The sequence below is a fragment of the Veillonellales bacterium genome (assembly GCA_039680175.1).
GTDB lineage: Bacteria > Bacillota > Negativicutes > JAAYSF01 > JAAYSF01 > JBDKTO01.
In genome coordinates, this window is record JBDKTO010000030.1 from 69,598 (window position 1) to 88,708 (window position 19,111).

General features: G+C 48.8%; 24 protein-coding genes. 3 read left to right on the forward strand and 21 right to left on the reverse strand.

Annotation, left to right across the window (positions count from 1 at the left end):
- Positions 1-21: 21 nt before the first annotated feature.
- From ABFC84_05065 to ABFC84_05120, 12 genes are all read right to left on the reverse strand, one after another.
- Positions 22-561 (reverse strand): F0F1 ATP synthase subunit delta, encoded by a 540-nt coding sequence (locus ABFC84_05065; protein MEN6412124.1) that lies wholly within the window; start codon positions 559-561, stop codon positions 22-24.
- Positions 555-1,058 (reverse strand): F0F1 ATP synthase subunit B, encoded by a 504-nt coding sequence (atpF, locus tag ABFC84_05070; protein ID MEN6412125.1) that lies wholly within the window; start codon positions 1,056-1,058, stop codon positions 555-557. Before atpF ends, ABFC84_05065 begins: the two co-directional genes overlap by 7 nt.
- Positions 1,059-1,135: 77 nt before the next feature.
- Complete coding sequence (atpE, locus tag ABFC84_05075) at positions 1,136-1,387, reverse strand: F0F1 ATP synthase subunit C (protein MEN6412126.1); 252 nt, start codon at positions 1,385-1,387, stop codon at positions 1,136-1,138.
- A gap of 69 nt (positions 1,388-1,456) precedes the next feature.
- The gene (atpB, locus tag ABFC84_05080) at positions 1,457-2,119 is read right to left on the reverse strand and encodes a F0F1 ATP synthase subunit A (GenBank protein ID MEN6412127.1); all 663 of its coding nucleotides are present in this window, start codon (positions 2,117-2,119) and stop codon (positions 1,457-1,459) included.
- A 72-nt stretch (positions 2,120-2,191) separates the two neighbouring features.
- Positions 2,192-2,557: an ATP synthase subunit I gene (locus tag ABFC84_05085; protein MEN6412128.1), complete on the reverse strand. Its 366-nt coding sequence runs from the start codon at positions 2,555-2,557 to the stop codon at positions 2,192-2,194.
- A gap of 39 nt (positions 2,558-2,596) precedes the next feature.
- Entirely contained in the window at positions 2,597-2,812 is a 216-nt protein-coding gene (locus tag ABFC84_05090; protein MEN6412129.1) for an AtpZ/AtpI family protein, read from the reverse strand.
- Between the two features lie 367 nt (positions 2,813-3,179).
- A complete protein-coding gene (wecB, locus tag ABFC84_05095; GenBank protein MEN6412130.1) occupies positions 3,180-4,343 on the reverse strand; it encodes a UDP-N-acetylglucosamine 2-epimerase (non-hydrolyzing) in 1,164 nt (387 codons plus the stop codon).
- A gap of 175 nt (positions 4,344-4,518) precedes the next feature.
- Complete coding sequence (locus ABFC84_05100) at positions 4,519-5,547, reverse strand: MraY family glycosyltransferase (protein ID MEN6412131.1); 1,029 nt, start codon at positions 5,545-5,547, stop codon at positions 4,519-4,521.
- A 475-nt stretch (positions 5,548-6,022) separates the two neighbouring features.
- On the reverse strand, positions 6,023-6,982 hold the full coding sequence (locus ABFC84_05105; protein MEN6412132.1) for an NrtA/SsuA/CpmA family ABC transporter substrate-binding protein: 960 nt from the start codon (positions 6,980-6,982) through the stop codon (positions 6,023-6,025).
- Between the two features lie 15 nt (positions 6,983-6,997).
- Complete coding sequence (locus tag ABFC84_05110; GenBank protein MEN6412133.1) at positions 6,998-7,726, reverse strand: ABC transporter ATP-binding protein; 729 nt, start codon at positions 7,724-7,726, stop codon at positions 6,998-7,000.
- Positions 7,695-8,477, reverse strand: a complete 783-nt coding sequence (locus tag ABFC84_05115) for an ABC transporter permease (protein MEN6412134.1) — start codon at positions 8,475-8,477, stop codon at positions 7,695-7,697. Before ABFC84_05115 ends, ABFC84_05110 begins: the two co-directional genes overlap by 32 nt.
- Before the next feature lie 292 nt (positions 8,478-8,769).
- On the reverse strand, positions 8,770-9,318 hold the full coding sequence (locus ABFC84_05120; GenBank protein ID MEN6412135.1) for a site-specific integrase: 549 nt from the start codon (positions 9,316-9,318) through the stop codon (positions 8,770-8,772).
- A 144-nt stretch (positions 9,319-9,462) separates the two neighbouring features.
- Here ABFC84_05120 and ABFC84_05125 point away from each other — a divergent pair, with 144 nt between their 5' ends.
- From ABFC84_05125 to ABFC84_05135, 3 genes are all read left to right on the forward strand, one after another.
- The gene (locus ABFC84_05125; GenBank protein ID MEN6412136.1) at positions 9,463-10,050 is read left to right on the forward strand and encodes an HD-GYP domain-containing protein; all 588 of its coding nucleotides are present in this window, start codon (positions 9,463-9,465) and stop codon (positions 10,048-10,050) included.
- A gap of 119 nt (positions 10,051-10,169) precedes the next feature.
- The gene (locus tag ABFC84_05130; GenBank protein MEN6412137.1) at positions 10,170-11,861 is read left to right on the forward strand and encodes a methyl-accepting chemotaxis protein; all 1,692 of its coding nucleotides are present in this window, start codon (positions 10,170-10,172) and stop codon (positions 11,859-11,861) included.
- Between the two features lie 22 nt (positions 11,862-11,883).
- Positions 11,884-12,327, forward strand: coding sequence for a chemotaxis protein CheW (locus ABFC84_05135; GenBank protein MEN6412138.1), 444 nt, complete (start codon positions 11,884-11,886; stop codon positions 12,325-12,327).
- Between the two features lie 115 nt (positions 12,328-12,442).
- Here ABFC84_05135 and ABFC84_05140 read toward each other — a convergent pair whose 3' ends face one another.
- The 9 genes from ABFC84_05140 to prmC form a co-directional block, all read right to left on the reverse strand.
- Positions 12,443-12,910 carry a cytidine/deoxycytidylate deaminase family protein gene (locus tag ABFC84_05140; protein ID MEN6412139.1) on the reverse strand — a complete coding sequence of 156 codons (468 nt, stop codon included), beginning with the start codon at positions 12,908-12,910 and terminating at the stop codon, positions 12,443-12,445.
- The gene (gene upp, locus ABFC84_05145) at positions 12,907-13,533 is read right to left on the reverse strand and encodes a uracil phosphoribosyltransferase (protein MEN6412140.1); all 627 of its coding nucleotides are present in this window, start codon (positions 13,531-13,533) and stop codon (positions 12,907-12,909) included. Before upp ends, ABFC84_05140 begins: the two co-directional genes overlap by 4 nt.
- Positions 13,534-13,561: 28 nt before the next feature.
- Complete coding sequence (glyA, locus tag ABFC84_05150) at positions 13,562-14,797, reverse strand: serine hydroxymethyltransferase (protein ID MEN6412141.1); 1,236 nt, start codon at positions 14,795-14,797, stop codon at positions 13,562-13,564.
- A 35-nt stretch (positions 14,798-14,832) separates the two neighbouring features.
- On the reverse strand, positions 14,833-15,381 hold the full coding sequence (locus ABFC84_05155) for a TIGR01440 family protein (protein ID MEN6412142.1): 549 nt from the start codon (positions 15,379-15,381) through the stop codon (positions 14,833-14,835).
- A gap of 40 nt (positions 15,382-15,421) precedes the next feature.
- Positions 15,422-15,868 carry a ribose 5-phosphate isomerase B gene (gene rpiB / locus ABFC84_05160; GenBank protein ID MEN6412143.1) on the reverse strand — a complete coding sequence of 149 codons (447 nt, stop codon included), beginning with the start codon at positions 15,866-15,868 and terminating at the stop codon, positions 15,422-15,424.
- Positions 15,869-15,910: 42 nt separating this feature from the next.
- A complete protein-coding gene (locus ABFC84_05165; GenBank protein MEN6412144.1) occupies positions 15,911-16,381 on the reverse strand; it encodes a low molecular weight protein arginine phosphatase in 471 nt (156 codons plus the stop codon).
- Between the two features lie 75 nt (positions 16,382-16,456).
- Positions 16,457-17,059 (reverse strand): manganese efflux pump MntP family protein, encoded by a 603-nt coding sequence (locus ABFC84_05170; GenBank protein MEN6412145.1) that lies wholly within the window; start codon positions 17,057-17,059, stop codon positions 16,457-16,459.
- A 116-nt stretch (positions 17,060-17,175) separates the two neighbouring features.
- Entirely contained in the window at positions 17,176-18,228 is a 1,053-nt protein-coding gene (locus ABFC84_05175; protein MEN6412146.1) for an L-threonylcarbamoyladenylate synthase, read from the reverse strand.
- Positions 18,229-18,244: 16 nt separating this feature from the next.
- Entirely contained in the window at positions 18,245-19,111 is an 867-nt protein-coding gene (gene prmC, locus ABFC84_05180) for a peptide chain release factor N(5)-glutamine methyltransferase (GenBank protein ID MEN6412147.1), read from the reverse strand.

Sequence of the window (19,111 nt, forward strand, 5' to 3'; positions counted from 1 at the left end):
CGTTTGTCACCCCAATCTTTGTCACTTGCCCAGCAGCGTGGTTTTCAGCATTTCCAACTGACGTACCACACTGCCGTCAATCAGCTTATCCCCCATTTTTACGATAACCCCGCCTAAAAGCCGGGGATCGATACTGGTTTTCAGTACCATGTTTTTTCCGGTTACGGCACTTAATTTATCTGCCAGAGCCGCATGCTCAGCATCGCTTAACGGTTTTGCCGTGGTTACCTCAGCCTCGGCAATATTTCTTGCCGCATTGGACAGGTTGCAATACTCCCGGACAATGGCCGGTAAAATAGCTTCCCGCCGTTTATCAATTAAGAGCAGTAGAAAGGTATGAACCATTTCACTCAGTTCCTGTTTAAAGATCCGGCTGACGGTTTCCTTTTTTGCTGCAGCCAGTACCTGAGGATGGTAGAGAAAAATAGCCAAATCAGGATTGTCTTCAATGGTCTCTCCCACCATCTGCAGTTCAGTTTCCACCTGTTCCAGCAGATTGTTTTCTGCCGCCAGTTCATATACGGCCTGAGCATACTTTTGCGCCAGCTGTTCCACTAGCATGGCAAACCACCTATTTTCTCATTATCCAGCTTTTCAATAAAATTAGCCACTAACTTGGCTTCTGCCGCTTCATCCAGGTTTTTCTCAATAATCTTAGTTGCGGCAGCCATCGAAAGAGTCACCACTTCACCCCGCAGCTGAGCAAACGCCCGTTCCCGCTCCCGGCTGATTTCTTCCTGAGCGGTTTTCAGCATTCTGGCATGTTCGGCCCGGGCCTCTGCCAAAATTTCTTCTTTGCTTTGCTCTGCTGTCCGCACGGCTTTTTCCACAATAGTCTGAGCCTGTGTACGGGCGGCCATCAACTGCTCCTGATACTCCCGTTTTAGCTGCTCGGCAGCGATTTTTTCCCGCTCCGCCTGCTCCATACTGGCGGCAATCTTATTTTTCCTGTCATCCAGTACCTTTATCAACGGTTTATAGGCTACTTTCGTCAATATGACCACCAAGATGAGGAAATTTATGATCTGCGCTATAAGCGTCGCATTTAAATCAATCAAGCAGGGCACCTCCTCTGTCCGGCGTGTAAGGGAGGCGACGGCAGGACAAATCCCTCCGCCGCCCTATTACGCTGTTGTTACTTTATCATCGGATTGGCGTAAAGCAGTACAATAGCAATAACTGCCGCAATAATCGGAATGGATTCAATCAAGCCCACCGAAATCAGCATATTTACTAAAATAGTACTCTTTGCTTCCGGTTGTCTTGCAATGCCCTCAACGGCTTTCGCAGTTACGGACCCGTCACCAATACCAGCGCCGACCGCGCCCAAACCTATAGCCAAGCCTGCCCCAATAAAAGCTCCTGCAACCATAATGGCATGTTCCATGATGCCCCCTCCTTTCCTTCTCAGCTACCCTTTAAACAAGTATCAAGCTATATATCTCAAATGTTAGTATTAATCGTCCCGAAGAGAATTTGCTAAGTACGACATCGACAGCATGGTAAAAATAAAAGCCTGCACAGCACCGACAAAAACACTAAAAGCCAGCCATGCTGTCGGAATCACATACGGCACTAAAATGCCTAAAATAATAATCAACACTTCCCCAGCCAGAATATTGCCGAAAAGACGGAAAGACAGCGTGATCGGTTTGGCCAGTTCCTCAATGATATTAATCAAAACAAATGGTATAAAGGGTTGAAAGAAACGCTTGATGTATTTGCCTCCCCCCCTGTGTACCACCTCCAGTCCATGCACCAGAATAATCACCATCAACGCCAGCCCCAAGGTGGTATTCAAATCACTGGTGGGTGATGTAAAGCCGGGAATCAATCCCAGCCAGTTGGCTACCAGTAAAAACAAAAACAAGGTAATAATCAGCGGCGCCAGTTTCTTGCCATTAGGCCCCATGGTCGCTTCAATCTGGTCAAGCAGAGCCACTACCGCCATCTCCAGCAGGTTTTGCCAGCGGCGAGGCACCAGACGGATTCCCCTGGTAGCCACAAAAGCCAGCAAAATCACAATTCCCATTGCCAGCCAGGTCATCCTCAATGTATCAATATTAAAGGTAAGGCCTGCCCAATAAGCCAGTTGATGAACGCCTATTTCGTGCTCCATATTTTCACCCCTTTTCTTCACCGATTAAACCCACAGACGACTTGCCAATATGGCTCTTGCTGTAAATCATTTTCACAACGGGTGCTTTTTGACGGCACCCAGGAGACTTTTAAGAATCAATATCCCGCCATTCAGCAGCAGCACCACCTGCAGGGAAAGCATTCCCGCCACGGCGGCCCAGAAATGGACGGAAGGAATCTGTACCGACAAAACCAGCATCAGTAAAATAAATATCAACCGGATTGCCCAGCCAACCCGCATATAAGATACCGCCTTATGCGGCGGCAGTTCGACACTTTTACGAACCCGGCAGCTCATAAACAAAAAATAAACAATACTGGTTATCGTTCCCAGGGCCAGTCCTGACAGCCAGCTGCTGTAGCCGGCAGCATAAGCCCCGCTGCCCAGGCCAATGCCCCATAAAACAATTTGAATCACTGTACGTTTAACTGCGAAACGATATTCCTGCATATTGTGCTAGTCCTTATTCAATATCCTTTTATAAGCAGACCAGAGACCGGCAAACATCCCCAATACTATCCCGGCTATCGTTGCCCCGAAGCCGCCGTCCAGCCAGTTATCAATCAGCCGGCCGATAAACAGTCCCACCACCACTGACGCCACCATATTCAGGCCAATGATGCCCACCAAGCTAAACGCCTCAAACAGTTGCCGTTTATCATCTTTTGCCATAGCCGCTTCACCGCTGTATCCTTCTGCCGTCGCTGCCGTCTTTTATCTGCCCGCTCTGATTTTCTTTACTATACCCTCAATAGAAAAATCTTACTCTTGTTCGGCAATTCGACAATTACGATAAGCATTCGCTAATTTATTGCTATTTCCTGCTAATTCAATTTTATAATTCATAACATTTTATCAGACAGCATCCCCCGATTCCGGCTTTGTTAAGCAATGTACTGTAAAAACCAAATTGGTACTCACTGTTACAAAACCATCTTATGCCTATTTTCAATATGTGTCAATGATAAATAATTTTGAATTAGAAAAAAGCTGACTGCTCCTGCTTCGATATACCAGGTGTCATCAGCTGATTATTGCCTTATTTCTTATAACTGCCGAAATGGCCGGGCTTTTCCGGGGAAAAGCCGTATTTCCACAGAATAGCCTTAACAATGCGGTCGGCTGCCTGACCGTCGCCGTAAGGATTGCAGGCATTGGCCAAACGGTCATATTCTGTCCTGTCGGCAAGCAGCCGCTTGGTTTCCTGATATACCCGTGTTTTATCGGTGCCAATCAGTTTCACCGTACCGGCATCGATCGCTTCCGGCCGTTCTGTCGTATCCCGCAACACCAGTACCGGTTTCCCCAGGGCGGGAGCCTCTTCCTGAATACCGCCGGAATCGGTAAGCACCAGATAAGCCCTTGCCAAAAGATTGGCAAAAGGCTGGTAATCCAATGGATCGATCAGATGAACCCGTTCCCGTTCGCCCAGTTCACTGTTCACAACTTCCCGCACCCTGGGATTCCTGTGAACCGGGAAAATAACTTCCACATCCTCAAATTCCGCCACAATATCCCGCAGTGCCTGATACACATGGCGCATCGGCTCACCCAAATTCTCCCGGCGGTGAGTCGTCACCAAAACAATCCGTTTACTGGTATAATCAATATCCGTCAGCAGAGGATCCGTAAACTGGTAATCCTGCTGCACTGTTGCCAAAAGGGCATCGATCACTGTATTGCCGGTCACAAAAGTTGCTGTTTCAGGGATCCCTTCCCCCAACAAATTTTTTTGAGCCGTCAGGGTGGGAGCAAAATGCAGATCCGTTAAAGCTCCGGTCAGTTTCCGATTCATCTCTTCCGGAAAAGGAGAATACTTATTGCCCGTCCGCAGTCCTGCCTCCACATGACCGACAGCAGTCTGATTGTAAAAAGCAGTCAGCGCTCCGGCAAAGGTAGTTGTGGTATCCCCGTGCACCAGCACAATATCCGGCCGTTCCTTTTGAATCACCGAATTCAGTCCCTGCATCGCCCGGCAGGTAATATCAAACAAAGTCTGCCCCCGAGCCATAATATCCAGGTCATACTGAGGTTCTATCTGAAATAAATGCAGCACCTGATCCAGCATCTCCCTGTGCTGGGCGGTTACGGCAACAACCGGAATAATCGCTTCCGGATACTTTGCCAGTTTCAAAACCACCGGAGCCATCTTAATTGCTTCCGGGCGAGTGCCGAATACGGTCATAACTTTAATGCGCGACATGAAATCGCTCCCTTCCGACTGGTTACAGTAGTGCGAGAAAAGGTGCTAGCATTTCGCCGGCTCATAGCACGTAGCGAAAAATGCAAGCTTTCCTTCCTGAAATCAAAACCTCAACTATTATCATGTCTATGATACCGAAAATAAGGCGGGCATTACGCCCGCCTATATAACCATTTTAATGACTTTCCACCGATTTGGTGGCTTTTAAAACACCGATCTTTTTGGCGCCGAAAAAGGCGAGCCCAAGCAGCCCGATAAGAATCAAAGCCCCCAAAGCATGATTCACTTCAGTCAATGCTATAGCGCTTAATCCCAGACAGCCGCTAATGACATACATCAACAGCACCGCTTCTTTCTGAGTCAGCCCCATCTCCAGTAAACGGTGATGCAAATGCCCTTTATCCGGTTTAAAAATCGGCTTGCCGCTCATATAACGGCGGATGATCGCAAAAGCAGTATCCATAATCGGCAGTCCCAAAGCAACAATCGGCACAATCAGCGCAATCGTCGCCGCACTTTTTACCGCGCCAATCACCGATACCGCTGCCAGCATATATCCTAAAAACATGCTGCCGGTATCACCCATAAAGATTTTAGCCGGATTAAAATTATGCTGAAGAAAGCCCATGGCGCTTCCCGCCAATGCGGCACTCAAAATCACCACCATCCAGAAGTTCTGCTGCAAAGCCACCAGCAATATAGTAATCGAAGCTATGGTCGAAACACCGGCGGCTAAGCCATCCAGACCATCAATCAGGTTTACGGTATTAGTCAAACCGACTACCCACAGAATGGTAAGGGGTATAGAGAAATACTCCACATAAATCATATCGCCAAAAGGATTGGTAAGCCAGTCAATGCGTATGTCAAACAGTATCAGCACCGCAGCAGCAATAATCTGTCCCATCAGTTTTACCTTTGGCGACAACTGTTTCAAATCATCTATAATACCAACAATCAAAATAATCGTTCCACCGGTTAACAAGCCCAATATCTCCCGGCTCATATGCACACTGGCCAAAACCGCGATGACAAAACCGGCATAAATCGCCAAGCCGCCCATTCGGGGAATCGGTTTGGTGTGAACCTTACGGGCATCCGGCGCATCCATGGCACCGGCCTTCTCCGCCAGTTTCTTAATTTCCGGCGTTATAAAATACGCCACAGCCAAAGCTATGGTAAACGTCACTACATAGGTCTGCATAATTTTAACACCTCATTTCTAGACAACACCTTCATTTTACATCACCTGTCAGAAACTTGTCAAATCGCACTTGATTACCCATAATCAAACTATATCAGCCAATTTCATCACCAATAACTATATTCATTGGATACAAGCAATAGAACGGGGAATCGGCTCATAGCTCATAGCTCATAGCTCATAGCTCATGGCTCATGGCTCATGGCTCATAGCTCATAGCTCATGGCTCATGGCTCATGGCTCATGGCTCATAGCTCATAGCTCATAGCTCATAGCTCATAGCTAAAAAAGTATAGCATATCATCAATAGTTTGTACATAGAAAGTGTTTCTATCTGAAAAGCGATAAAAAAGGATCTGTCATTGCGAACGATAGTGAAGCAATCTCATGGCCTTGTTTAGCAGACTGCTGCATCGTACCGTCGCGCAATGACAGTAAAAAACATTAGTTCGTTATATATACCTATAGAAGCTTTCTATTTTGTCAGATCGCTGATCAGCCGTTTGAGCTCTACCTTCTGCGTCAGCATTCCATTCTGCAGCAAAAACTCCTGGGTTTTCTCCAAATCCTCGACATCGGCAGACGTAATGGCGGGATTAAAGTCATACCAGGACACCATATTCCGGACATCTTCCACCCCAATACCGGTTTCCTCCGCCGCCATTTGGTATACTTCTTCCGGCTGCTGCTGGATGTACTGCAGGCTTTGCTGATGGACCTGCATATATCGTTTCACCAGATCAGGATGCTCCGTCAAAAATTTATTGCTGACAGCAATTACAATGGTAGCATCCAGCAGTCCTTCGCCGGTCGTCAGAATATGAGCCCCGCCAGCCAGCGCTTTCGGTACCGCCGGACCGGCAACCAGCGCCGCATCCACATTGCCGGAGAACATGGCCGCCATCCCCTGGGGGATGCCCATATTAATAAAGGCGGCATCATCCGCCGTCATTCCCGCTTTGGTAAGGGACGCAAGCAGCAGCTGATGCAGAATGGTTCCCTTCGGCCCTGCCACTTTTTTCCCCCTCAAATCGGCTGTCGTTTTAATTTGCGGGTCCCTGGCCATAATCGTGAAAGCTTTCGGCGCCCGGCTGTAGATACCGATAATTTTCAGGTCAACGCCGTTTGCTGCCGCCAGTATGGCGGAAGTACCGCCAAGGGCATTGCAGAAATCCAGCGAGCCGGCAGCCAGCGCTTCCGTCATCTTCGGGCCTTCCGTGATTTCCGGAAACTCAACTTTGATATTATCCCTGCCAAATTCCTGTTCAAATAATCCCTGCTTTTTTTCCACAATGGACGGAACATTCAGGGGAAGTTTCACATAGGAAATATGAATCGTATCCACTTTGGGAGCTGCGCTCTTTCCGGCTGAGCCACAGCCGGAAAGAGCGAGCAGCAGCATACATATCAAACCATAAGCAAGCCATTTTTTCATTGAGTCCACCTCTTTTTATTCAATGCCGCCCTGTATTGCCCCCAGCAATTCTTCCCGCAGCCGATAAAAATCTTCACCGGAGGAATTGCGGGGATACGGAAAGGACACTGTAAATTCGCCGACAATCCCGCCATTTTCCATAATCAGCACTCGCTGGCCCAATAGTAAGGCTTCATCCACATCATGAGTAACAAACAAAATGGTTTTTTGCTGAGTTCGAAAAATATTCACTAACTCCTTTTGCAGATTTCGCCTTGTAAAAGCATCAAGCGCACTCAAAGGTTCATCCAGCAGGATAATGTCGGGATCATAGCATAAAACCCGTCCTAAAGCCGCCCGCTGAGCCATACCGCCTGACAATTGATCCGGGTAGGCGTTTTTGAATGAAGTAAGGCCCAGCATTGCCAAAAAGCGGCTTGTAGTTTGCCTAACTTTTTCCTTGCCGGCCGCCTGCCCCATTCCCAGAGCCATATTCTGTTCCACCGTCAGCCAGGGCATTAGGCGGGGTTCCTGGAATACCATTCCCACCTTCGTACCAGGCGGCGTAAAAATAATTTGGCCGGCAGACAAACTTTCCAGCCCGCCGATAACCCGCAGCAGCGTTGTTTTTCCACAACCGCTCCTGCCGACTATCGTAACGAAACTGCCATGCTCCACCGTAAGATTGACATTCGTCAAGGCATTGACCGGCTGCCCGTGGAGCGAATACTGTTTATAAAGCCCCCTTAGCACTAAAGCTGTCATGTTCCGCCTTCTTTCGATTCCATGGCAAAAGCAGCCGGGTAAGCTTGAGAAATCCGTAATCAATCACATAGCCAAACAAGCCGATGACCAGTATGCCGACAATGACAATATCCGGCCGGGAAAGCTCTTCGGCTTCAATAATCATATAGCCGATACCGGCGGAAGCAGCGATAAGTTCCGCCCCAATCAAAGCCCGCCAGCTGTATCCCAGCCCCAGCCGCATGCCCAGAATAACGGCGGGCAGTGATGCCGGCAAAATAATTTTCAGGAATTGCTGTTTCCTGCTAAAACCAAAGGATTGTCCCACCTCAATCAGCTGCGAATCGCACTGGGCAATGCCTTCCAGAGAGTTTAAGAAAATGGGGAAAAACGCTGCCAGAATAATCACTGCCATTTTGGAAGCCTCGCCAATCCCGAACCAAAGAATAAGCAGGGGAATACAGGAAATCGGCGGAACATGCCGGATAAAATTGAGGACCGGATCAAAATAAGCTTCCAGCCGCCGGTTCATTCCCAGCAGCACCGCCAGGGGAAAGGCCAGAAAAAAAGTAATAGTGAAGCCGGTAAATACCCGGTACAGGCTTGTTTCCACATGATGCACCAGTATCCCTTTTTCCAGCAGCACCGCCGCTGTATGTAATATGGCTGCCGGCGACGGAATCAAATAACTGTTGACCAGCTGCAAAGCGGCAGCCGTCCACCACCAGACGAGGAAAAAAAACGGCAGCAACAGCCCTTTTAATGGAATCATAAGATGCTCCTAAGGGTAATTTCAAACCCAGCTATTATTAACGCTGGACCCTAAGCCCTGCAGCGAGAATATCGGACGAGTCAATCTATTCCTATCGTTCTGCAACCTCGGCTTAAATACGTATTCTTCTATTAAGGCCAAAAATCCTGTTTTTGCTGCTATTTTATAGTAACACAATAGACTTTTGTTACATCATAACGACTTTTTTCGACACAATTTTCTCCTTATGTTCCTTTTTTTTCTATTATTTCTTCTTTTCTCCTATCATTCCTCCTTTTTCGCTAATGATTTTTTATAAATTCAAATTAATATAAATATTATCTAATTCATCTTTGGTGATTCCAATATAGGCCAAGGTTATGCTTGATGCCGAATGATTCAGTAATTTTTGAATCTTAATGATATCTACCCCGCTTTTATACGTCCAATAACCGAATGTTTTGCGTAAGGTATGGGTCCCGATCGCATCCTTAATTCCTATTGCCCGGGCCGCTGTATTGATAATTCTATACGCTTGTATCCTGGTAATCGGCCGATCTCCTTTTTTGCTTTTAAACAGCCATTTCCCCGCAGAATGAATATTAGCCAAATATTCCTTTATCGCTTTTTTACAAGTATCGGATAAAGGAAAATCTTTTGTTTTCCCTGTTTTTTTCTCTTTTATGATGATTCTATTTTTCTCTTTTACATCGTCTATTGTTAACAGTAATAAATCCGAAATTCGCAAGCCACTATTGATACCGAGAACAAAAAGAAGATAGTCGCGCAAATTGCTCTTTTTTAAGTAGCGTTTCATATTGTCGATCTGCTTTTTAGATCGTATCGGCTCTACATATTTCATCAAACCACATCTCCTGTTTTATGTTACTTATCATCTATAAATTATACAATATGTTACTTTAAATACAAACCTTGTTTGATGAATAAAAAAGGCGTAATGTAACACAAGTCTATTGTGTTACATTACGCCTCAAGGGATGATGATATGTTTTCTAAAATAAAAATTATAGCTTCTTTGCAAACAATGCCGGAAATAGTAAGTTCCTTTCTGAGTTTGATCGCTGATTATGATCGCTATACAGCCGAACATTCCTTTAAAGTACAACGTCTGGCCATGGAACTGGCAGCCGGCCTTGATCTTGCCGCGCCGATAATTCAGGATATATCCGACGCCGCCCTACTTCATGACATTGGTAAAATGAAGATTTCTAACACCATATTAACTAAACCCGGAAAATTAACCCATTCCGAATTTGAAATTATAAAGCGTCACCCTGAATACGGCTATCAAATCCTAAACGGGTCCCGGCAGCTGCATCATATAGCCAAAATCGTTTTGCATCATCACGAAAAATTTAATGGCACCGGCTATCCCTCAGGCAGTTCCGGCGAGGGTATCCCTTTAATTTCACGCATATTAACGCTCGCAGATGTATATGAAGCAATTACTTCCGATCGCTGTTATCGCAAGGCGATGTCCCCGCAGGAGTCATTGAAAGTGATCCGGGAGGGAAGCGGCACCTGGTTTGACCCTGTATTGGTCGACGTTTTTTTTAGAAATAAACCACCTTGATTCCCGGCAAAAATTCAGAGTACTGTTTACTCTTTTAAATAATCTCACACCCTATTAACCGCAATCTTACTACATAAAGGAGGTGAACCTGCTTCGCAAAACAAAGAAGCAGGGAAGAAATGAAAATGAATCTGACGACGAAAATGGTAGCCTATTTTCTGCTGGTTGTACTGGTGACCTCATTGGGGTTTGCCTACACCATCTGGAAAGTCAATGACGTGACGGATATAGTTACCAATGTAAATAATACCTCGCTGCCGCGGCTGCTAAAAATGAGCAAAATCAATACCAACTCCAGTGATGAATTAGCCAATACGCGGGGATATTTTATTACCAAAAGCCCGCAATTTCTCAGCGGTTACAAAAATGCGGCCGATGAAAACAGCAAGCTGGAAGAGGAATTAATTCAAACATCTACTACAGCGGAGGGAAAGCGCTTGGCTGTGGAAGTAAAAGCTTTAGATGACAAATACTCAAAAATTACTGAAGAAAAATTTATTCCTTTGGTGCAAGCCGGCCATCAGGAGGAAGCCTTGCAAATTCTGAGCAGCGAAATGAACCCCATCGCTAAAGCCTTAGATAACAAAACAGCTGAAGCTCAATCCTTCCGCAACAAGGAAATCAACGACAGTTTAAACAAGGCCGTGGAACATTCCAATCAAGCCAAAAATATCTCCATTGCTGCCGCTTTATTGTCTGCCGTTCTGGGCATTCTCATCGGCTTTTTCGCCGCCCGCCGTATGTCCCGTCCGGTCAATCAGTTAGCCGCTGTTGCCGAAAAAGTAGCCAACGGTGATTTAACGCAGCAAGTAAAGGTTACCAGTCAGGACGAAATCGGCCAGCTGGCAGCATCCTTCAATACTATGGTAACGGCGCTTAAGACACTGATCAGGCAAGTTACGGAAAACGCCGAACAGGTAGCATCATCCAGCGAAGAGCTGACTGCCAGTTCCGAGCAGTCGGCTCAGGCGGCCAATCAAGTTGCCACCTCCATTACCGATGTGGCAAAAGGCGCGGAAGAACAGTTAGCCGCAGCAAATGATACTTCCGCCGTGGTGGAACAGTTGTCGGCCAGTATTCAGCAAGTGGCCGCCAACACCAACGAGGTAGCCGGACAATCGGCCCAGACTGCCGACAAGGCCAACGAAGGAAACAAAGCGGTAGATAAAGCCGTAGAACAAATGACCAGCATCGAGCAGACGGTTACTGCCTCCGCCGAGGTAGTAACGCTATTAGGAGAGCGTTCCAAGGAAATCGGCCAGATTGTGGATACAATCTCCGGCATTGCCGGCCAAACCAACCTCCTGGCGTTAAATGCCGCCATCGAAGCAGCCCGTGCCGGTGAACAGGGCCGGGGCTTTGCCGTAGTTGCGGAAGAAGTGCGCAAACTGGCGGAACAGTCCCAGGAAGCGGCTAAACAAATTGCTTCCCTGATTAATGAAATTCAGGGCAATACCGACAAAGCAGTCATCGCCATGAATGACGGAACTAAGGAAGTTAAACTGGGAGCGGAAATCGTCAATGCTGCCGGACAAGCCTTCCGGGAAATCGCAACTCTGGTCACAACCGTATCGAGCCAGGTGCAGGAAATTTCCACCGCCATTGAGCAAATGGCAGTGGGCAGCCAACAGATTGTAGAATCGGTAAAGAAAATTGATAAATTAAGCAAAAAGGCATCCGGTGAGTCCCAGACAGTCTCCGCGGCTACGGAGGAGCAATCGGCATCTATGGAAGAAATCGCCGCTTCCAGCCAAAGTCTGGCAAAAATGGCTCAGGATCTTCAGACGGCTGTAAGCAAGTTTCAAGTATAATGGTAAAGGATGGGTGCATATCATGGCAACCGAACAACTTGTCGTTTTTCAACTGGCAGCTGAAGAATATGCTGTTTCTATAGCTCATGTCAGGGAAATCATCCGCTATAACGGGGCTACCAAACTGCCTGACACGCCTGCGTATATGGAAGGAATGATAAATCTTCGCGGCAAAATCATTCCCGTAATCGACCTTGCCGCCAAGTTTGAACTGCAGCTAGAGAAAAATTCTGATAAGCAGGCGCTAATCGTTGAAACAGCAGGCCAGGAAATGGGGATCGTGGTCGACACGGTCACGGAAGTAATACGGCTTGAAGATACTGCTATCGAAGCAGCAAATGGAATCGCAAATTCCAATCAATTTATCAGAGGCATCGGCAAAAGGGATGACCGGCTGCTGATTATACTGGATTTGAGTAAACTGTTTAACTCGGAAGAAATGAAAATGCTAAGAGCCGTAGCATAAGAATTTATTAGACTGCGGCCGGTAATTGAACCCGTAAACGAAAAGCAAGGCTTACCAACAATGATAAGCCTTGCTTTTCGTCGTTATTCCTGAGACGTAAAACTATAAGGTTTTGCTACTTGCTATCCCCACTATTTTCTTGCGGCATATGCTCACTGTCAACCCCGGCCTCCCCGGCCAGCTTTACCGCCAAGGGGTCGGGATAACCATTCTCATATACAATCCGCTTGATTCCGGCATTAATAATCATTTTGGTACAGGCGGAACAAGGCTGATGGGTACAATACAAAGTCGCGCCCTTAATCGCCACCCCATGGAAGGCTGCCTGAATAATGGCATTTTGCTCGGCATGCAGGCCCCGGCACAATTCGTGGCGCTGACCGGAAGGGATGTGATAGGTCTCCCGCAGACAGCCCGCCTCAATACAGTGAGCCAATCCCTGAGGCGCACCATTGTAGCCTGTGGTCAGCACCCGTTTATCCTTAACAATGGCGGCTCCCACCTGCCGTCTGAGACAAGTGGAACGGGTCGCAACAACCCGGACAATGTCCATAAAATATTCATCCCAGGATGGCCTGATCATTTCGTGCCAAAAATCCGATCGCCGGCATCTCCCAGACCGGGAACAATATAGCCGTGATCATTCAGTCTTTCGTCCACTGAAGCCACATAAACCTCCACATCCGGATGCTGCCGGTTGACAGCAAGCACTCCCTCCGGTGCCGCCACCAGACACATCAGCTTGATATGCTTGGCTCCTTTGCGTTTCAAAATATCCAGGGTGGCGATTACCGAACCGCCGGTAGCCAGCATAGGATCAATTACCACAAAGTCCCGTTCCTCCACATCGGTGGGCAGTTTACAGTAGTATTCCACCGGTTGCAGTGTCTTCGGGTCACGATACAAACCAACATGACCGACCTTTGCCGCCGGGATCAGTTTCAGCACGCCGCCGGTCATTCCCAGGCCGGCCCGCAGTATCGGCACAATACCGATTTTTTTGCCGGTCAGTGTCTTACAGACACATTCCGTAAGGGGCGTCGTGATCTTCGTTTCTTCCAAAGGCAAATCCCGGGTGATCTCATAGGCCATGAGCATGGCGATTTCCTCAAGCAGCTCACGGAATTCCTTCGGTCCGGTTTTGACGTCGCGAAGCAGCGACAATTTGTGCTGAACTAACGGGTGATCAATAATCTTTACCTGCATCAGTCAATGTTCTCCCCTCTAAGCCAAATTATTCATATAACGGATACTTGCCGCACAGCTTGGCGACCATGCTTACAGCGCGGGATTTCGTATAACTGTCCTCAGGCTTGCTTAGCACGGAAGCAATGATCTCCCCTACCACCAGCATGTCCTCTTCCTTCATACCCCGCGAAGTCAGCGCCGGTGTCCCGATCCGAATGCCGCTGGTCACAAAAGGACTGGCGGGATCAAAAGGAATTGTATTTTTATTCACTGTTACACCGACTTCATCCAGTAATTTTTCCGCCTGTTTGCCGGTTAAATTCTGTCCCCGTACGTCAACCAGCAGCAAGTGATTGTCCGTACCGCCGGAAACCAGAGTAAAGCCCGACTGCAGCAGCTTGTCCGCCAAAGCTTTGGCATTCTTGATAATTTGTTCCTGATACAATTTGAATTCCTCGCTCATTGCCTCTTTCAAGGCTACCGCCTTAGCGGCAATCACATGCATCAGCGGACCACCCTGGGTTCCGGGGAAAATCGCCTTGTCGATAGCCGGAGCCAGTTCGGCGCCGCACATGATCATGCCGCCCCTTGGCCCCCGTAGCGTTTTATGAGTAGTGGTCGTCACGATATCGGCATGTCCCACCGGGGTCGGATGCAGCCCCGCCGCTACCAAGCCGGCGATATGAGCCATATCCACCATCAGCAGCGCCCCGACTGAATGGGCGATTTCACCCATGCGGGCAAAATCAATTATGCGGGGATAAGCACTGGCTCCGGCGACAATCAGCTTGGGATGATGTTCCCTTGCCAGCACTTCAACTTGGTCATAATTAATCCGCTGGGTGTCTTTATCGACACCATAAGGCACAATCGTAAAATATTTGCCGGAAATATTAACCGGACTGCCGTGAGTCAAATGTCCGCCGTGGGACAGGTTCATTCCTAAAATAGTATCCCCCGGCTTGAGCAAAGCAAAATAAACGGCGGTATTGGCCTGAGCGCCGGAATGGGGCTGAACATTGACATGCTCGACGCCAAATAAAGTTTTTGCCCGGTCGATGGCCAGCTTTTCAACAATATCCACATACTCGCAGCCGCCGTAGTAACGACGTCCCGGATATCCTTCCGCATATTTGTTGGTTAATACCGACCCCTGAGCTTCCAATACTGCCTTGCTGACAAAATTTTCCGATGCAATCAGTTCCAGTTTCTGCTGCTGCCGCTGACGCTCCAAATTAATAGCTTGAGCAATTTCGGGATCAATTTGAGAAAGAATACTCATATACTAGCCTCCATATGTATGTAAAATAATATTGCCTACTCGTATACCGCCCGGACTCCGCCAATCAGTTTCGGCCTTGTCCTGGCTGCTGTCACCAACGCCTGCCCCACCTGTTTGTTTTTCAGCCTGACCGGCACGGCAACCCGCTTTAAGTGCATTCCAATCAGCGTACTGCCAATATCCAGCCCGGCGTGGGCGGAAATAAATTCCACTACCACCGGATCGGTAAAGTCCTGCATGGCCTGAGCGGCTAAAGCCCCGCCGGCATGAGGTATCGGCCGGACAGACACCTGCTCCAATTGATAGTTCTCCATAACCGACCGTTCCACTACCAATGCCCGGTTCAAATGTTCACAGCACTGGATGGCCAAATGCACCTGTGCCCCGGCACAGACTTCCGTCAAACCGTTTAATAAAGCGGCAGCCACTTCCGCCGAGCCGGCCGAACCGATTCGAGCTCCCCGTACTTCACTGGTACTGCAGCCTACGACCACAATCTGACCGGCTGTAAGCTGCGCAGTCTGCAGCAGTTCGGCCAGTGCTTCTTTCGCCTGCAAGCCAATCATTTTTAAATCCGTATCCATATCCATCACCTCAATTTTTCCTTCAGGAAGATTGCATGGTTCAATGGCACAAAGATTCCAATTTTGTAATTTTACCAACCCGGCGGCCATGACGTCCGCCGGCAAATTCCGTCTTCAGCCAGGTCATGACAATCATCCCTGCCAAGCCGGGTCCGATAACCCGTTCTCCCATGGTCAGAATATTGGCATCATTATGCTCCCGGGACATCTGAGCCGAAAAGACGTCATGGCACAATGCCGCCCGGATTCCTTTTATTTTATTGGCGGCAATGCTGACGCCAATACCGGTGCCGCATATAATAATGCCCCGCTCACACTGACCGGAAGCAACAGCCTGACCCACGCTCCGGGCAATGTCGGGGTAATCGACGGATTCTGTCGAATGAGTGCCGAAATCGTGAAATTCAATTCTATTTTCCGCTAATAATTGCTTTATCTCTTCTTTTAGATGAAACCCGCCATGATCGCTGCCAATAGCCACTAACAAAACTGACAACCTCCTTACAATCTATTCGTCATCTTTCGCCACTCAATTGCTTTTTCCTGCTAAAGCGACAATTTTTTCCCAGGACTTGTCCAACAACCGGCGGATCTGCCGGGCACATAACTGATACACTGCCGTATCACCGCCGTAAGGATCGGCAACTTCACCGGAATCGTCCGCAAACTCCGTCAGGGTAAACACTTTCTCCGCCGCTTCCGGGGCAATGGACAAAACAACCCGTTTATGTTCTGCCGTCATTGTTAAAATCAAGCCGGCGGCAGCAGTTATCTGAGCTGTAAGCAGCCGGGAACGGTGGCCGGACAAATCAATTCCCTGCCGCTCCATCGCCGAAGCCGCCCCCCGCGAAGCAGTCATCTGCCCATAAGCAGTCATGCCGGCGGAAGATACGGTAATTCGATCCGTCATGCCGGCTTGTCCGATTTTTTCCCGCAATAATGCCTCAGCCATGGGACTGCGGCAAGTGTTGCCTGTACAAACAAATACAATCTGCAGCACGGCTGCTCAACCTCCCTTTAGTATGTCCGTCCGGATTTAGAACTAGCATCTTTTTCAACAACCGCAAGCTAATCGTCAAATGGCCAATGTGGTCGACAATACATGAATTCCCAGCAAAATCAGTACCCCGCCGCCAATGATTTCCGACCGGGAACCAAAATAACGCCCGGCCCGCCGGCCCAATCCCAGGCCCACGGCTGCAATGCCGAAAATTACAACTCCCAGGATGATGCTCAGCTTTACTAAATCAACGTCCATCATTCCCATGCTGAATCCGGCCGCCAGAGCATCCACACTGACACTAAAAGCCAGCATCAGAAGAGAGGTGCCCTGCAGGGGATGTTTCTGCGGAGCATAATTTGGACTGCCCTGCAAGTTTTCTTTCATCATATATAAGCCTAAGCCAATCAAAACCAATGAGCCCACCACGCCGGCCCAGTTTTGTACCACCACAGCCGGACAATCTGTCTGATAAGAACCAAAATACTCTACCACCGTCCCCAGCCGGTGGCCCACATAATATCCCGTCAGAATCATGACAATATGAAACAGGGCAAATACTGCTGCAGCCCGCAAAATTACTTTCAGCCGCACCCGCCTCATCCCTATGGGTATGGCCACGGAAAATAAATCCGTTCCCAAGGCCACACTTAAGACAAATAATTCAACTCCGCTCACAGCCATCCCCTCCGACTAATGTATATGAGGGGCAAAGAAAGGATATGACGGGAAGGGGGAGTTGGCTGTTGGCGATGGGCTGTTAGCTATGAGCCAACAGCTAACAGCCAAAAGCCCTACACCTTAATAATCCGATACCCGCTGGCCTTGCGCAATCGATTCATAACCGCCAATCCCAATCCCGCTTCGGATATACCCTCGCCGAAAATAAGGTCTACCGGCCGATCATCAAAGGAGAGAAGCGCCGTATACAAATGTGCGGCAATTTCTCCTGCGTCCTGTCTTGAACCGTAAGCCGCCGTTCTGACTTCCGGCGGCAGCAGCGCAGCTGTTTCATCGGATACCACCGCCCCGACAGTTTGTCCGTTGGCGAGGGCCTGTTTGATTTCCTGATGCAGCCGCTTTACCAAAGGACCGGCGGCTCCCTCCAGCAGCGTCATCGGCGCCTTCGGAGCGTAATGCCTGTATTTCATTCCCGGTGAACGGGGAACCACATCTTTTTTTACTCCCCCTAAGGCGGGGTCCACCTCGACAACTCCCAACGTATCTGTCAACATTTCCAACGTAAGGCCACCCGGCCGCAGCAGTGTCGGAACCGGTGTAGTGCAGTCAACAACAGTCGATTCCACACCCACTTCACAGGGTCCGGCATCCAAAATGGCCTCAATCCTGCCGTTCAAATCATTCCAAACAGCCTGAGCGGTAGTAGGACTGGGCCGGCCGGACAAATTGGCGCTGGGCCCCGCTACCGGCACACCGGCCAAACGAATCAATTGTCTGGCCACCGCGGAATCAGGAAAACGGATAGCTACCGTATCCAGTCCGCCGGTAACGATATCCGGCACCACCGGCCGCCGTTTCAGCACCAATGTCAAAGGACCCGGCCAGTAGCGCTCCATCAGCGCCCGGGCGTTGGCCGGGATATCCGCCACCAGTCTCTGTACTTCGCTAATAGCGGAAACATGTAAAATCAACGGATTATCGGAAGGTCTGCCTTTCGCCTGATAAATTCTTCTTACCGCCCGATCATCCAGTCCATTGGCTCCCAGTCCGTACACTGTTTCCGTGGGAAACGCCACTAGTCCGCCCTGCTTTAAAATATCCGCCGCCCTCGCCAGCAAAATACTGTCCGGGCAATTCCGATCAACGGTAAACAACTCTGTATTCATATTATATAACCTCGATTCATTTCTTCTCCAACACGACTACCCTCTCAATTCCGGCGTAATCCTTTACTATAGCCGCAACTACAAGTTCCTGTCCGGCGGCCGCCAGAGATGCTACCTGCCCGGCCTGATGAACGCCCACTTCCAGAGCGATAAACCCACCGGAGCTCAACAGTTTGCCGCCCTGATCAATGATCCGCCGGTAAAAGTCCAGTCCGTCATTACCGCCGGCCAGAGCCAGCCGGGGCTCCCGCCGGACTTCCGGCGTCAATTGACTGATATCCCCATCAGGGATATAGGGGGGATTGGACAAAACAGCATCAAATTCTCGGTCGGCCACCGGAGCAAACAAATCACCCCGACATAATTCCAGTCGGTTTGCCACCCCAAGGTGCTCTCCGTTTTTCTCCGCCACCTGCAAGGCATCCTGGGATATATCCACCCCCACCCCCTGGGCCTGAGGAAGTTTTACCAGCAGACTGATCAGGATGGCGCCGCTGCCGATACCCATATCCAAAAGGCGGAGAGACTCCGCCCCCTTCAGCCGGTTCAAAGCCGTTTCCACCAGAATTTCCGTATCCGGCCGGGGAATGAGGACTGCCGGGGCTACAGTAAAATCCAATCCCATAAATTCTTTATGTCCGGTTATATACGCCACCGGAATCCGCATAACCCGTTTTTTTACAGCATCACGAAAAGCTGCCAGTTCTGCCGGCTGCAGGGGCTGATCAAAATTCACATATAAATGCAACCGGTCCTTATCCAGAATGTGGGAAAGCAGTACCTCGGCATCAAGTCGTGGATTATCCACCCCTTTCTCGCCAAAGTACTGCCTAGTCCATGTTAAAATGCTGCCAATGGTCCAAACTTTCTTCTGTTTGTTCAT